This window comes from Algoriphagus sp. AGSA1 (genome assembly GCF_021390545.1).
Taxonomy (GTDB): Bacteria; Bacteroidota; Bacteroidia; order Cytophagales; family Cyclobacteriaceae; genus Algoriphagus.
Genome location: NZ_JAJUWR010000051.1, coordinates 14205 through 29188, shown reverse-complemented (window position 1 = coordinate 29188; position 14984 = coordinate 14205). Strand labels below are relative to the sequence as shown.

The 14984-nt window shown below is 44.9% G+C and carries 12 protein-coding genes; 1 reads left to right on the top strand and 11 read right to left on the bottom strand.

Going from position 1 to position 14984, the window contains the following annotated elements; all coding sequences use genetic code 11:
- On the top strand, positions 1-261 hold a 261-nt coding region (locus LZF95_RS24795; protein ID WP_233758091.1), incomplete at its 5' end, for a hypothetical protein.
- Here LZF95_RS24795 and LZF95_RS24790 read toward each other — a convergent pair.
- The 11 genes from LZF95_RS24790 to infB all read right to left on the bottom strand — a co-directional run bounded on the left by LZF95_RS24790 (position 258) and on the right by infB (position 14982).
- The gene (locus LZF95_RS24790) at positions 258-806 is read right to left on the bottom strand and encodes a carboxymuconolactone decarboxylase family protein (protein WP_233758090.1); all 549 of its coding nucleotides are present in this window, start codon (positions 804-806) and stop codon (positions 258-260) included. The genes LZF95_RS24795 and LZF95_RS24790 overlap by 4 nt on opposite strands.
- A 3-nt stretch (positions 807-809) precedes the next feature.
- Entirely contained in the window at positions 810-1361 is a 552-nt protein-coding gene (locus LZF95_RS24785; protein ID WP_233758088.1) for a carboxymuconolactone decarboxylase family protein, read from the bottom strand.
- 3 nt (positions 1362-1364) lie between these two features.
- Complete coding sequence (locus LZF95_RS24780) at positions 1365-2618, bottom strand: MFS transporter (protein WP_233758086.1); 1254 nt, start codon at positions 2616-2618, stop codon at positions 1365-1367.
- Positions 2618-5383, bottom strand: a complete 2766-nt coding sequence (locus LZF95_RS24775; RefSeq protein ID WP_233758085.1) for a TonB-dependent receptor — start codon at positions 5381-5383, stop codon at positions 2618-2620. The genes LZF95_RS24780 and LZF95_RS24775 overlap by 1 nt, the downstream gene beginning before the upstream one ends.
- Positions 5384-5399: 16 nt before the next feature.
- On the bottom strand, positions 5400-5966 hold the full coding sequence (locus LZF95_RS24770) for a carboxymuconolactone decarboxylase family protein (protein ID WP_233758083.1): 567 nt from the start codon (positions 5964-5966) through the stop codon (positions 5400-5402).
- A gap of 7 nt (positions 5967-5973) precedes the next feature.
- Positions 5974-7122 carry a DUF3179 domain-containing (seleno)protein gene (locus LZF95_RS24765; RefSeq protein WP_233758082.1) on the bottom strand — a complete coding sequence of 383 codons (1149 nt, stop codon included), beginning with the start codon at positions 7120-7122 and terminating at the stop codon, positions 5974-5976.
- Positions 7123-7276: 154 nt separating this feature from the next.
- Positions 7277-8398 carry a transporter gene (locus LZF95_RS24760; protein ID WP_233758081.1) on the bottom strand — a complete coding sequence of 374 codons (1122 nt, stop codon included), beginning with the start codon at positions 8396-8398 and terminating at the stop codon, positions 7277-7279.
- Positions 8399-8417: 19 nt separating this feature from the next.
- Positions 8418-9959, bottom strand: coding sequence for a phosphatase PAP2 family protein (locus LZF95_RS24755; RefSeq protein WP_233758080.1), 1542 nt, complete (start codon positions 9957-9959; stop codon positions 8418-8420).
- 4 nt (positions 9960-9963) lie between these two features.
- Entirely contained in the window at positions 9964-10905 is a 942-nt protein-coding gene (locus LZF95_RS24750) for a transporter (protein WP_233758079.1), read from the bottom strand.
- A 222-nt stretch (positions 10906-11127) separates the two neighbouring features.
- Positions 11128-11673 (bottom strand): hypothetical protein, encoded by a 546-nt coding sequence (locus tag LZF95_RS24745; protein WP_233758078.1) that lies wholly within the window; start codon positions 11671-11673, stop codon positions 11128-11130.
- A 390-nt stretch (positions 11674-12063) separates the two neighbouring features.
- Positions 12064-14982, bottom strand: coding sequence for a translation initiation factor IF-2 (infB, locus tag LZF95_RS24740; RefSeq protein WP_233758077.1), 2919 nt, complete (start codon positions 14980-14982; stop codon positions 12064-12066).
- Positions 14983-14984: the final 2 nt, after the last annotated feature.

Sequence of the window (14984 nt, the reverse complement as noted above, 5' to 3'; positions counted from 1 at the left end):
TATTTGCCCTTGATTTTCTCAATTACCTGTACACTGATCTTGCCACTTTTATTAGGTTTCTTGCGGACAAACATGTCTAAAAGTAATCAAAAACACCCCCAGGACACCCAAAACGACAAGTCTAAAACACTAAAACACTGTTTGTCAGTTAATTATAATGAAATGGGACTGACGACTGTCGAAGTCAGGAAAAAGAAGTCAAAGTACCTTCAGGAATATGAAAAAGTCAGACTCCCAAAACTATTGACACGAATTGACTAATTCTCGGGGTTATAATTTGCATATCCCTCAATTGCCCTGCTTTCGGCGCGGTTTACGTAGAACTCCCTATCCAAGGGAGCTTCTGTCCCCAGTCCGTCCACATAGCGATTGAACATACAAAAAGCGGCGGCAATTAAAACCGTATCGTGAATTTCACGGTCTGTAGCCCCTTCATGTTTGGCTGCATCAATTTGATCTGAAGAAACGTGAAGTCCCCCTTTTTGAACACTTCCTGCGATCTTGAGCAAGGCTTTCATTTTGGACGAAAGATTAGCCCGATCAGGATTTGCTTTGATTTCATCCAACTTCTCAAAATCACATTCAAGATAATGCCCTGCCAATGCTTGATGGGCATGCTGGCAGTAAAAGCAGTCATTCAGGTAAGAAACATGTGTTGCGATCAACTCTCGCTCACCTCGTGTAAGTGAATTTTCCGACCTGAGCAGCTCCTCTGCGAGTTGGTTTAGGTGTTTGGCGGTATCCGGTCTGAAGGCCATTAGCCCACGGATTCCAGGGAGATTTTCAGGTACATGAATGTATGCCATAACTTAAGGATTTGGATTGGTATGAAACTGATATTGATTGGAGACCATGTGATGCCCCATCTCAATAAAATCAGATGAATTCTCAGGAAGGGGAGTGCCCAAGCCATCGACATAGCGGTTGAAAAGACAAAAGACTGCCGAAATGAGTACAGCATCATGGATTTCAAGGTCAGTTGCGCCAGAATTCTTGGCTCTTTCAATATCCTCTGGTCTAACTTCCTTTCCACTTATTTGTACCTTCCCTGCCAGTAGCAGGAGGGCATTCATTTTTAAACTTAAATTATCAGATGCTCCATTTTCCAAAACCTCATCAACTACTTGCGCGTGGTTTTCAAAGAGAATCCGGGCTGCCGAAGCGTGGCTTTCAGTACAAAACACACATCCGTTACGACTGGAGACAAAGGCTGCTATCAGCTCTCTTTCTCCCTTGCTCAGTGAGGAGTCACCCGTCAGTAGTACCCTGACCAATGCATACAAATGTCTTCCGGTTTCCGGTCGATATTTCACCAAACTTCTAATGCCTGAAAGCTTATTTTCTAAATTGATAAAGGCCATGGATTATTGATTATTTTGCTGTGAAGGAGATTTGCTGACTAAAACAAAGAAAAATCCGACTAGTAGGAATCCTGAAAAAAGCAGAAGGGCGTTACCGTATCCACCAAGGTACACTACCAATGACCCTAGAGAAAAGACGGCTAAGGCTGTGATCACCCTTCCTGCATTGAAACAAAAACCTGTTGCCCCAGCTCGAATCTCAATTGCAAAAAGTTGTGGGATGTAAAAGGAAAGTAATCCCTGACTAATTCCAAAGAAAAAGGAAAGGCAGGTAATAGCGGGATAAATCCACATGGAGAATTCCTGAGTAAAGCCATAAAGCAGGATGGAAATACCCAGTGCTCCGGAAAAGCAAATCAACATAGATTTTCTTATTCCAATCACTTTTACAATCCACCCTGAAAGTATCCCTCCTAGGATTCCCCCAAAACCCAAAATCATCATCACTGATCCACGCTCTGTCTGGCCTGATGACTCCTGCAGTAAACTTTGTACCCAAGTAGGCATCCAGGAAAACGCTGACCAAAGTGCGATCAACATGCTTCCAAAAACCACCGCACCATGAATCAGTCCCGGTGCTTTAAAATGAGAATTCTTTTGGGGTTCGGTACCTACAATATTCAGTTGGGAAAGCTTCCATTTGGGGGACTCTTTTAAATGTACAGAAGAAATCGCTGCCAGGATAAGAGGGAATGCTCCAATAAAAAATGCCTGTCTCCAATCATTCACCCAAAGATTGACCAATCCGGAAGAGAATATCCCCACCGGAAACCCGATTGAAACTATCCCCATCACCACTGAGCGGGTTTTGGCTGGCCAAACCTCAGATAACAAGGTCATTGTGATGACCATCACGCCACCCACAGCTATCCCACCTAACAGCCTGAGCCCAACGACAACTTCCCATGAACCGGCATATGATACACAAAAGGTAAATATCCCTACTGTACCCAGGCACATCGCCAGTGATTTTGCTCTGCCGATTTTATCAGAGATTAATCCCCATGTCATTCCTCCTATCGCCCAGCCGGCCAGATAAAGGGCATTGATATAGGCACTGATTTCATAGATTTGTTCTGCTGAACCTGCATTTGCCAATTGATCTGCGATAACAGGCAAATAAACTGAGGCGATCGTTGATATCGTCCCCGCACTTGCATTTCCAAAAAAACAAATCAGGAAAACACTCCAAAGGTAAACAGAGATCTTGTCTCTGCCCACTTCGGAATCGCTAGGTATGGTTATCGTCGATTCCATTACCGAAACATCTCATCAAATGTCAAACTGATGTAGTATAATCCACCTACAGTCGGAGACCCAAATGCTTGAAACACCTGATTGTCAAACAAATTGTTGGCACCGAGCTTCACAAAAGATTTCAATTGTGGAAGTCTGTAGCTGAGTTGCGCATCCACCATTGAATAAGCATCAATTTTCCCCGGCTGCAACTGGGTCAGCGTCCCACTCCAGTCAAAAGCATCCTGCCATCTCCAAGCAACATTGAATCCTAACCGCTTGGTCAATGCAGGGTTTCCAAATGTGACCCCGGTACGGAATTCCGGTGTGTTAAAAGCTGGGATATTGTTTGCGTCTGCTTCCATCAGGTCAAAAGATGCCCAAGTACCATTAACTGCCAAAGAATACCCTCTAGGCAATAGGTAATTCAAGCCTAACGTAGCGCCCTGAGAAGAAACCACATCTGAAGCATTGGTATAGAGCTGAAACGCCTGAATGTTACCATTGAGAATATCCATTGCGGCGGCCGGATTATAATCGCCATTTTCCAGCAAAATTTCGCTATCAGGTCTGATGACTACCGTATTGATGATGAAGTCAGTATAGCGGCTATAGTAGTAGTTAAAATCCACAGAGAGATTATCCACCCATAGCCCCCGATATCCAACTTCAAAGGTAGAAATACGCTCGGGCTTGATGTAGTCCACGTCAGATTTTTCCAGCAGATTCAAGTTACTCATCAAAGCATCTGAAGGAGGAGTGCCTGAGCCTACTGCTTGGCCAAATGCTGACCCAAAAACTCCAACTGAAGCAGAAGTATATGAGTTCTCATAAACATTGAGTCCTTCACTGTTACTCGGAACACCTCCCAAAATGATAATAGGGCCGACATTTAAGAAAATATATTGGTCCCCTGGAGTGGGATTTCTGAAGCCACTTTGGAAGGAAGAACGAAAGCTGTGCTTTTCTGAAGGAGAAAACACAGCTGATATTCTTGGGGTTAACCTTCCCTGGAAGTTTTCATTTTTATCATATCGCTCAGAGAAAGTAAGCTTCAGTTTATCATCAACAAGTCGCTTGGAAATCTGGACAAAAGCACCCCCTTCTCTGATTTTGACATCTTTGTTCAGGTCATCATACAACGTTCCATTAGTAAACATGTCATAAAGCCTGAAATTACCCCCGACCAAAATATCCGCAAATTTGATTTTGTTGCTAAAATCATACTGTCCTTCGGCATGGTAATACTTACTCTGACTTAATATTCCTGCTCCTGCTAACCCTTGCACTTGGATCAGGCGGTCTTTCTCTGCATTGTAATTTTGAGAACCAGGAACTAGTCTTCCCTCATCTGCAAACGATCTGGCAAAGCTGTGATTTCCTGCCTCCACACTCGGTATGTCTCCGTTGAAAGCAGCTTCATATCGGGTAAACCACGTATTGTCAGCCTGGTCGGAAGAAACAACCTGCCCGTTCAAATCCCGCACCCAGGTACGGTTGATATGCTGTCCTAGCGCTCTTGTATTATAAGAATCATTGGAATTTTCGGCAATAAGATATCCCCTTACAAAAAAGTTAGACCCTTTCAGCTCTAATTTATGTTGCTGCAACAAGAAGTTATTTAGCATAAATCGGTTACTTCCCGTGTAAGCTGCCCGTCCTTGGCCAGCTTGATATCCATAGATGACTTCCATGTTTTCATTAATCCGATAATGGAGCGAGGTATTGAAACCTATCCCTTTAGAATCGTAATTCATCAGGTCTTTTTCCTCATAGCCGGTTCGGGATACTCTGCCTATTCCCGGCAAGGTTCTAGCCACTTCATCTCCATAAATATTGAGCGCGTCTCTTGCAGGATTATTGTCCCCCCGAAACTCCGGCGAAGTTTGGGCATCAATATCCACATAGTTGGTCGCATACCAATCCAGACCTGCGAAATAGGAAGCATTCAGTTTGAAAGCGAACTTATTACTGAAGGCTTTGGCATAGCGAATAGAAAAATCATAAACACCGCTTGGATCAGCATTAGCGTCATTTACATGGTTGATCCCTGTCTTTGCCTGCACACTTAATCCCTGATAGAGGAACGGGTCTTTGGTCCGCATCATCAATACACCATTGAATGCGACCGGGCCGTAAAGGGCGGAAGCTGCTCCAGGAATTAGTTCGACACTTTCCATATCCAGGTCGTTGGAACCAAAAAGATTACCCACCGCAAAATTCAGCCCAGGAGTCTGATTGTCCACTCCGTCCACCAACTGTAACATACGCGGGTTTCCTATACTGTTGAAGCCTCTGGTATTGATCTGTTTGTAGGTCAGCCCGCTGGTCACCAATTCCACTCCCTTGAGATTTTGGATCCCTTCATAAAAATTCATGGAAGCTGATTCGCGGATGGTCTTGATATCCATTTTTTCTATACTCACAGGAGATTGGAAAATCGATTCTTCTATTCGGGAAGCGGAGAAAACTACCTCGCTGAGTAATTCTATAGAAGGGGTTAATTTCACCACAATTGGTGCTGAAGTCTGTACTTCAATGATTGCTTTTTGGTATCCCACATATGAAATCTCCAAAACAAGAGGGAGTTTAACTGCGGTGGATAATTCAAAATTTCCTGCCCCGTCAGTCACTGTCCCGGTCAGTTTTCCCTGAATCAAGATAGAAGCTCCTATGATACCTTCGCCGGATTCAGCACCTGCAACTGTCCCGGTCAGTTTGGTTTGGGCACTTAACGCTAGACTCGATAAGCCTAGAATTAACAACATAACTAGCTTTTTTTTCATTTTGGGTCAAGTTTTGTTACTTGTTGTTTTTGAGATGTTCATATCCACCGGGATTCCGATGATAACCTTGAGTGGTCAACCGTTCGGCAAGGGATTTGAAGTAAGAATTGTCCTTTGGAAGCTTGGTACCAAGTCCATCCACATACCTATTATACAGGCAAAAAAGAGCTGAGATCAATACGGTATCGTGTATCTCCAGATCCGTAGCTCCGGCTTCTTTTGCCCGCTGGATATGAGCGATGGTCACATTTTTCCCACTTTGCTGCGTCTGCCTTGCAATAATTAGCAGGGCTTTCATTTTCTCGGAAACAGAAGCTGACTCCACGTCCTCCAAAACTTGCTGTACCGTATCGCATTCATGCAGCAACTCATTGACAGTTTCCGCATGGGCAGTGGTGCAGAATTTGCACTCATTCCCATGGGAAACAATCGTGGCAATTAATTCCCGCTCCGCCTCTGTCAAAGAGGAAGGTCCTCTCATGAGCAGTTGGGTCAACTCTCTGATCGGCTGGGCAGTGTCTTTTCTGTATTCGAGCAGTCCGGTGATTCCGGGAAGATGCTCTTCTAGTGGGATGTGGGGCATGTTTAGCTTAGTTGTATCTTTTAGTATTAGGCCTGAAAGTCCTCCAGCTATGCCAGAATTCCTGGTAAGCTTTGAGGCGCTTCAGATCTGTTCGGCTAGAATCCAGAGATTTTCCGGTAAACGAATAAGCATCTGAATCCAGATAAAGTGTATCTCCAGTCCAGAGGTGGATCCCTGTGAAGGAAGGAATCTCATAGACCGCAAAACTTTGGGTGTCTTCATGCAAAAGGATCACAATATCCTGATCTCCTATTTGGTCACGGATTGAACGATTATTTTGAAGTTCGTTCCAATCGTAAGCTTTCGCACCACTTTGCAGGTCAACACCTATCACCCATGATTTCTCATTCCAAGAAAAAGGATCTGTCCCTGTAAGTTTGCCTTCGCTTTTCCCTTTTTCAAATTTCCCCAAGGAATCGTATTTTGAAATGAAATTTTGATCTCCGTCCATAATCACTCCTTGCGGAAAGGCTTTGAAAAAAGCTCCGGCAGTCAACTGTGTGGATTCGATTTCATCCAGTTTTTCTCCTTTCAACTTACCGGCAATAGCTTCTCCGGTAGCCTGCTGCCACCAGCTTCCTGTCTCTGAATCTTCAAACATGGCATTGAAATGATCCATGCCCACCAACCGGAATTTTTCGGCTTTTCCACCGACAAGTGGAGAATAAACCCGTCCAGTACGACATACAGAACAGTAGGTCACCATCACAGGATTACCTGCCAAGCTATCCCTCACCTGATGGTGATAGACTATATAGCGGATAGGATATGCCTTCGCTTCTTCACGATGCCGAATGGCAATAACCAAGGTACTGTCGTTGCCTTCAAAAGAATCCCGGTTGAGAAAACTAAGCTCTTTGGGTTCTTCAAACATGACATCAGCGGCCATTTTGAAATTGAAAATTCCGATAAGTCCGACAGTGAGTAACAGACAAAGGAAAGGAATCCACTTTTTTGAACCGGAAATGGCCGGTTTGAGCCCAATGACAACCAAAAGCAAAGCAACAATCCAAAAACCTAATTTATTGCGGTGCAGGAAGTAAGCAAAATCAATACTGTCCCATTGCTGACTGCCAGGAAAAGGCATAATGAAATAAATCTTCAGAAATTCAAACAGCAACAAGAAGCCTAAACCACAGTAAAACAAGAGTCTCATAAAACTATTTATTCAGAAGGTGATGAACTCAGCTATCTCCCTAGGCAAGGCATAAATTCCCAGCGAACTCTGGAAAATCCATTTCAAAGGAAATTGGCACTAGGGATAAAGAAACAAAACCCCAAAAGCAGCACTGCCTTTGGGGTTAGTAGGATTAAAGTGAATTAAACACCTCTGAGGTTTTGCTAGGTATTCTCCAAGCCAAGCCTACATTGATCATATAATCCGCAAATGCAGCGTCTCCATGTCTATCCCTTATCTTATCCGAAAAACTTTTGGTTCTGTTTCTTTCCACTGCCAACGGTACTGACACCAATGCGGCAAAATTGCCCTTGCTGTAAGTCAACCCCGGCTCCACAGAGATCACATACCCCGGTCTTCTATAACCCTCGCTGCTTCCAAAAAGGTCTGTGGACGTAAGGCATTCCATTCTCCCTCCACCGTAAATACTGATTCCCGGCATTGGGGTCATGTAGGTAGCTCCTATTCGGACGGCATACTGATCGGGTACCGAAAACTCGTCAAATTCGGGAGTTCCGGCATCTCCTCCCCTTCTCAAGACTCCATTGGTAGCTTTGGGATTAGCCAGATAAAAAAGACTTCCACTCAAAACCACACTATGGGAAAGCATATAAAAACCCTGTACATCCAATGTGGCGCCCACACCTCCGTCACCGGGCTGGATGGATTGATCCAACACAGCTATTCTGTCAATATTCCGATCAGGTCCCTGGTTATAAAACATCCCCTCCGCACCATAGGCTCCGGTAGGCAGTTTGATCCCCAGTCCCATGGATACATTTCCATGCTGGGCTTTTGCCGGACTGATAAGCCAATAATTAGCCGACAGACGCATATCCGCTATCCCACTAACACTGGTGTGGTGACGTTCTCCCAGTCCATTGGGAGGATTTCCACCATGCTCATACATGGAAGATCTGTCATGGGTGACAAAAGGAAGAATCAACGAGCCAAAAAACCTATCGGTAAAGGAGTAATTTACCGCAAGATCCACAAAATGGGATTTATTGATCACTTCTGTTCCTTGCTCCACTCGATGTGGATGTTCCTCTTTTCCGCTGAAATGCCGGAAAGATTTGAAATATCGGTAGTTCAAAGCGAGGTTCCAGTCCCCGGCCAACTGTCCGCCCACTTGACCTGTGGTAGTACCTACCCCGGAAAATTGCCTGATAGCCACACAGCCCTGGGCATAAGAATTAATATATGCTAAAGTCAATACGGCAGTAGCGAATAGTATTTTGGTATATTTTTCCATTTATTTTATTGTCTAATGATTAGTTATCCGCGCCGTCAGATCTGGCGACGTCAATGGTGTATTGGGCTACATTTCTACCCTGTGCAGTCCCTACAGTAGCATCAAAAGTCCAGTGAATACCTCCGTAAACCCTAGAGATAGCAGCTTCTTCCGCCCACTCCTGAAAGACATTTCCTTCCTGAGGAAAGAGATAGGTCAATACTTCTGCTGCCGCAGCCGAAAACACAGAATGTCCTGAGGTGTAGGCAGGGAAGTTTGGCGTACCTGCAATAGTCTCGAAATCCTTGATCATCTGGATAGGTCTAGGATAATAGTAATAGAACTTGGCATCCCAGCAACTGACACCTCCATCCATGATCGCCATATTCATATAGGCAAATACCCGGGCAGTGCGTATGGAATTAAGCCTGTATTTGAGGATAAATTCACCCGCTATGTCATTCCAGTGCCCGGGAGGTGTATAGGTACCAAGACCATCTTGCCAGAAATTCGCGATTTTTCTACGCTCTTGGGTGACATTATCAGCATAGTCCTGCAAGATCTTCACATCCCTATTGAATGCTTCAGAACCGGGAGCAGGCGGAACCCCTGGTCTCGTGTCCTCTACATTTTGGACATTCCACATTTTCACTTGGCCAAATAAAGGGGTTAAACCAACCGGTCGTGCCGGGCTTTCCAGATTTTCCCATTGCCAGCCAAACCGCTCAAATGCGGCTGCTCTCAGAGAATCGGAAACTGCCTTTGGTGCCTGGGCATTTTTCATCCCATCATTTGAAGCTCTTGCAAGTGCGATATTGGCAATCTCCTCTCCTATTTTCTTTCCTGCTTCCACATCACTCGGCACATTTTCTCCCGCCAAAATCAAGCTTTCCAAGTGCCGCTGCTCTAGTTCTTGCAAGTAGTCAGCTTCTAAAGGAAACATAGCTGTCAATATCTTTCTTGATACTGTTGCCAATACCGCACCCTCGGATGGATAAGAAGGCAAATTATTGGAAACGTAAGCATGTGGGATCTCGGCATCTACCTTATACGGAGCCGGCCTTTGATAAAGAAATTTGTAGTGCCAAGCAGAAATCAATCCGTCGTATTGCGCCACAGAAAGATAAGCCAAAGCCCTACTTGCATAGGGAGGGTGCGCAAATGGAAAGGCCGGAGGCCCTGCCGGATTAGCCGGATTGGGAAGTGTATATGAGTCATCCTCATTCGGGCCCGGTATCAAATTATATTTGGCAATAAGACCCAGCGCAACTTCGTTCCAGCGGATAACAGCATTATTGGTCCAGTGATCCACATTTTTCTTTTCATCACTGGAACTGGATGCTATTCTCGATTTCACTCCGGCCACTTCTGCCAAAAACTCTTGGGAGTTCTCGGCTGTAGGCTCATCAATAGAAATGTCACTTCCTGAGGCAATCAGAATCGGTTTCCATGTACCTGCATCCTGATCAATCCCTGAAAACTCATAGCTCTCAAATTCCAATTCTGTAGTTAAATCCATATTGCATCCCGTCACAGTGAACAGGGCAACCGGTACTACCAACAATAGTCGAAGTATTTTCATCCGTTTAATTTTTAGTTGAGAAAAGGCCAAACTGATACGTAACTCCGGCACTGAATACAGACAATTCAGGTGCATTCCGGCCGTTAATTACCCTACTGTAAGAAGCTACCAAGCCCAGTCCCTTTGGGTTATTGAAGAAATATTGGGCAAATACACCTATGCGGTCCATATTTACTCTATTAGTAGGTTGAGGGGCATTATAGGCTCGGATATCGTCACCGGAAGTCGATCGGGAAGAATTATAGCTGAATTCAGTTCTAAGGGATTTACTCATAAACCATTTACCCACTACTGCCTCATAAGTCCAAGCACTAGGAACGTCCATCCAAGAGGTAAAGTAACTTCCATCGTTGTAGTAATATTCCCGCTCAGCTTCTGTGTAGCCTTTCCAGATATAGCCTCCTAGCCCTCTGGCGTAGAATCCGTTGTTCCACTCGTACTCTACGATTCCTCTCCAAGCTATCTGGGGAGCTCCTATCCCTATACTGTAAGGCTGGTAATCAGAAAGGTAATTGGACACAGGAGTGGAAAAAAGGACAGAGCCAAATGCCGTCAATTCCCCCTTATCCCGCTTGAGCCTGAGCGCCTCGTACTTGAGCCCCAGGGCAAGATCTTGCATGCCCGAAGTACCCGCAAACTTTCCTCCGTTCGGGGTGGTAGAATTAGTACTCACATAAGGAAGGCCTGCATATACATCCAACTTTTTGGTTATTCCATAGGCCGCCATCACCATGGCAGTTCTCCTTTGTACCTTGGCTATGGTTCCATTTTTCCGAAGGGTCTCTCCTTCCCAATAATGATCAAATTCCCCATATTCAAAATTGAGCAGGAAACAGATTTCACCTTTGGCCATCATCAGGCCATCTGTGGGCATTTGTGCCCAGGATATATGGGACATCCCCAACCCCCAGCAGAGGAAGAAAAATGCCCTGAAAGATTCTTTCATGTATTTATAATTGATTTTTTGTGGTCATTTTTTTTCCCAAAACCGGGATAGAATCTTGCCTGGCGAAAATCATCCTTCAGTGGAAAGAATTTGCCACGCAGATTCACTTGAGACCTTTTGATTTTTTAACATATAGGAATACGCAACTTTTATCCCGAACTAAAAAGGGAAAGCCACGAATCATCCTGCACTTAAATCAAGTGAAGATGGAAATAGGTAAAATCAAGAAAACCGGGGGGGAGGTGAGGCTATCCCTTCAGCAGGGTTTAAATAGGGATAAAAAACAAAGCCAATGACACATTCACTTGGTGAGTCTGTATTGGATATAAACGAAAAATGATTGGTCTGTATATAATCTTTCACTAATAACTTGACTAAAACGCCTCCAGATTGATCTTGGGAGGAATCGTCCTCGGTCAAAAACGAAATCCATTTTTTCACTGTGCGATCGAGAATTCCACGGTCCATATCCGGCACCACGACTATCTGCAAGGTGTCGTTTTGATAGCGTTGCTTGATGGCTCGATAAAAAACCCCATCCTTTTCAAAGGAAGCATTTGTAGCTTGGAATTCTTCTTGATTGGGCATGTATGGTGCTGACAGTGGGATTTCAATCAACCTGTCTTGGAACTCTTCCTGAGTGTCTCCGTAGATTTTGTCCTGCCATTTACGCTCTATATGTTGATCATAGGAAAAATAGAATGCATAGTATCCAAAGTGATACAGGGCAAAGCAAAGTAAAAGCACTATGGAAACGGAGTTTTTCAATTCTGGGTTTATTACAATTCGAAAAATATAAAAATTCAATTTGCAAAACCAACAAAACCTTAGAATAATTTACAGAGAAATTTCATTAAAATGGACAAAACAAACTTCTCATTTCATAACATCCGCTCTATACAGAATATTGTTTTGCCAAAAGAAGAAACATCAAAAGAATCAAGCTAGAAATACCATAAAGTCTCAGGACTTTTAGCCTATTCATCCGATCCAAAAACCAAAGCACAAGCACAGGACGGATCATACCGACAATAAGGCTGACAAAGCAGAAATAAAAAAGGAACCTCAGTAGGATCAGAATAGCTGTTATCATAGGGGGGTGAAACTAAAAAAGGAACAGCCATGCTGTCCCTTTTATGTTATATAATCAGGCGAATACTACTTTTTTCGCTTAATCTCTCTCATTTCATAGCCTTCAATGGTATCATCAATTTGGATATTATTGAATCCTTTAATGGATATACCACATTCGTAGCCAGCTTTCACTTCAGCCACATCGTCTTTGAATCGCTTCAATTGATCGATCTCGCCTTCATGGATTACGATACCATCCCTGATCACACGGATCTTGTTCTTACGGGTAATGAAACCATCCGTCACATAAGAACCAGCTACAGTACCCACTTTAGTGATTTTGAACACTTCACGAACTTGGATATTGCCGGTGATCACCTCTTCAAATTCTGGCTCCAGCATACCTTCGATTGCATCTTTGATCTGGTTGATCGCATCATAGATGATGGAATAATGTCTGATCTCAATCTCTTCCTGTTCAGCCAATTTTTTGGCGTTGGCAGAAGGACGAACCTGGAACCCGAGAATAATTGCATCAGAAGCAGAGGCCAATAAGACATCAGATTCGGAGATCTGACCCACTCCTTTGTGGATAATGCTTACTTTGACCTCATCTTTAGATAGTTTGAGGAGTGAATCAGAAAGAGCCTCCACTGATCCATCCACATCACCTTTGATGATCACGTTCAATTCTTTGAAGGATCCTATTGCCAAGCGGCGTCCGATCTCATCCAAAGTAATATGTTTCTTGGTCCTTAGGCTTTGCTCTCGCTGGATCTGCTCTCTTGAGTTGGCAATATCTCTAGCTTCACGTTCGGTATCATACACTTTGATGATATCACCTGCCTGAGGAGCGCCGCCTAGTCCAAGTACCTGCACTGGTGTAGATGGCCCGGCTTCTTTCAGCTTTTTGCCCTTGTGATCAAACATCGCCTTCACACGCCCGTGATGCTGTCCAGCAAGGATAATATCACCGATTCTCAGCGTTCCTGCCTGCACCATGATTGTGGATACATATCCACGTCCCTTATCCAAGGAAGCTTCTATTACAGTACCTGCGGCATTTTTGTCAGGGTTGGCAGTGAGCTCCAATACTTCTGATTCAAGAAGTACTTTCTCCAGTAAATCGTCAACACCTTCACCGGTTTTTGCAGAGATATCCTGCGACTGATATTTACCACCCCATTCTTCTATCAGTAGGTTCATGTTTGCCAGCTCTTCTTTGATTTTAGCTGGGTTGGCATTCGGCCTGTCTATTTTGTTTATGGCAAAAATCATAGGAACACCAGCCACTTGTGCGTGGTTGATCGCCTCTTTGGTCTGCGGCATAATGCTGTCATCTGCCGCGATCACTATAATCGCCACATCGGTGATTTTGGCACCACGAGCACGCATCGCTGTAAACGCCTCGTGTCCAGGTGTATCCAAGAATGCGATCTTATGCCCGGTTTTAGTCATTACATCGTAAGCACCGATGTGTTGGGTGATCCCACCTGCCTCATCTGCGGTCACTTTAGACATACGGATGTAATCCAGCAAAGAAGTCTTACCATGATCGACGTGTCCCATGATGGTAACGATAGGAGCTCTCTCCACCAATTCCTCGGGAGAATCTTCCTCTTCCACCTCTATCTCATCTTCGATGGATTTGGTGAATTCCACTTCATATCCAAACTCATCCGCAATGATCGTAATCGCCTCTGCATCGAGGCGCTGATTGATAGACACGAACATCCCAAGGGACATACAGGCAGAGATAATCTGATTTACAGACAGATCCATCAATGCCGCCAAGTCGTTAGCTGAGATAAACTCAGTAACTTTCAGGATTTTAGTTTCTTCAGTTTCGAAATCCACATCCCTGTCTCTTTCAGCTTTCTTATCTCTACGGCTTTTGCCTTTTCCTCCTCCGGCGCTTTTACCTTGGAGGCGGGCTAGGGTCTGCTTGATCTGGTCCTGGATTTCCTTTTGGGTAGGTTCTGCCTTTTGTACTCTTCCCGGAGCCCCACCTCTTTGCTGATTTCCAGCAGGGCGATTGCCCCCCCCACCTTGAGGTCTGGCACCAGGGCCTCCTGGTCTATTTCCTTGTCCAGGGCCTCCTGGCTTATCTATACGCTTGCGCGGACGTTTTTTATCCCTTCCTCTTTCATCGGAAGAAGCCACAGGGCCTCCCTTTTTCTTTGGTCTATCAGCAGGAAGCTCTATTTTCCCCAATACGGTGAGCCCCTTAAGTGAATCGGCTTTAGCGGCTATCACTTGGTCTTTTGGCACTGGGGGCACAGGGGTATCGGGCTGCTGGGGAGCAGGTTTTGGCTGTTCTTTCTTCACCTGGTCTGTTGATGGCACATTCGGCTTTTTATCTTCCTGTGCCGGTCTTGGCTTAGGTTTATTCTGCTGAGCGGGCTGAGCTGTCTGAGGCTTCTTGGCCTCTCCATACTTCTGGCCTTGCTTGTGCTGGCCATGCTGCTTATGTCTAGGCTGGGAGCTGGTATTTTTGCTCAGGTCTATTTTACCCAATACTTTGATCCCTTCCAGTTTTGGAGGATCAGTGGCGATTTTCTCCGGATCGGCAGTCGGAGTAGGCTCAGAAGAAGTTTTAGGCTCTTCAGCTGCTTTTGGGGCAGGCTCAGGAGTCGGCTCAGGGGCAGGTTCCGGAGCGGCTGGCTTGGGAGCAGCAGGCGTAGGGGCTTCCTGTGCTTTTGGCGCAGGAGCGGGAGCAGGCTCAGGGGTGGGTGCAGGCTTAGGCTCCTCTCTAGGAGTCTCAGGCTCTATAGAAATAGGCTCATGGCGCTTCCCTATAGAGAGGTGCGATGCCTCCTCTTTATCCAGGGCAGAAGATTTGAATTCCTTATTCAACATCTCCACTTGATCCATGTTGATTTTTGAATTCGGATTATTCTCCACCTCATAGCCCTTTTTAGCCAAGGACTCAACTATGGTTGCCGTACCCACGTTGAGTTTTCTGGCTATCTGGCCTAAACGCATCATTTTTTCTTCTGACATAA